General features: G+C 68.4%; 1 protein-coding gene. It reads right to left on the bottom strand.

The window, feature by feature from the left end; all coding sequences use genetic code 11:
* Window positions 1-773 (bottom strand): cytosine deaminase (locus QZH66_RS17320; protein ID WP_305807081.1); only part of this gene is annotated, 773 nt, incomplete at its 3' end.
* Window positions 774-824: the final 51 nt, after the last annotated feature.

The raw sequence follows: 824 nt of genomic DNA, 5'->3' as shown, positions 1-824 counted from the left end.
ATCAGCTTGCTGACGTAGTAGTTGTCCATGCTGTGCATGGATGTCAGGTGCGAGCCCGTCACGCGGCCGTGCAGGCCCAGGCGCTGGGTTTCGAACGCCAGGGTTTCGACGTGGCGCGACAGCGGGTCGTCCGACTCGTCGCAGTGCATGTCCACGCGCTTGCCCAGTTCGGCGGCCAGTTCGCAGAGGATTTTGACGCTCTCGGCACCCTGCGCCAGGGTGCGCTCGAAATGCGGGATGCCGCCGACCACGTCCACGCCCAGCGCGAGCGCGCGTTTCAGATTGTCCAGGCCGCCCGGGGTGCGCAGCACGCCGTCCTGCGGGAAAGCGACAAGCTGCAGGTCGATGTACGGCGCCACGCGCTTCTTCACATCGAGCAGGGCCTCGACCGGCAGCAGGCTGGCGTCGCTGGTGTCCACGTGCGAGCGGATCGCCAGCAGGCCGCGCGCCACGGCCCAGTCGCAGTAGGCGAGCGCGCGTTCGACCAGCGCCTCGTGCGTGAGCTGGGGCTTGAGCTCGCCCCACAGCGCAATGCCTTCGAGCAGGGTGCCGCTCTCGTTGATGCGCGGCAGGCCGTAGCTCAGCGTGGCGTCCATGTGGAAATGCGGGTCGACGAACGGCGGGGAGAGCAGCAGGCCGCCGGCGTCCACGGTGTCATGCGCGGGCGCTTGCAGGCCTTCGGTGACTTCGGTGATGCGGCCGTCCTGCACGGCGACCGACATGTTCTGGCGCCCGTCGGGCAGGGTGGCGTGGTGGATCAGCAGGTCGAGCATGGTGTTTTCTCCCAAAGGGGCGGTTGTTCAGGTGGGGCGTGCCGCGGCCCA

The sequence above is a fragment of the Stenotrophomonas sp. YIM B06876 genome (assembly GCF_030711595.1).
In the GTDB taxonomy this organism is placed as follows: Bacteria; Pseudomonadota; Gammaproteobacteria; order Xanthomonadales; family Xanthomonadaceae; genus Stenotrophomonas.
The sequence above is the reverse complement of the archived record's forward strand: the minus strand, read 5'-3'. Positions and strand labels throughout refer to the sequence as shown.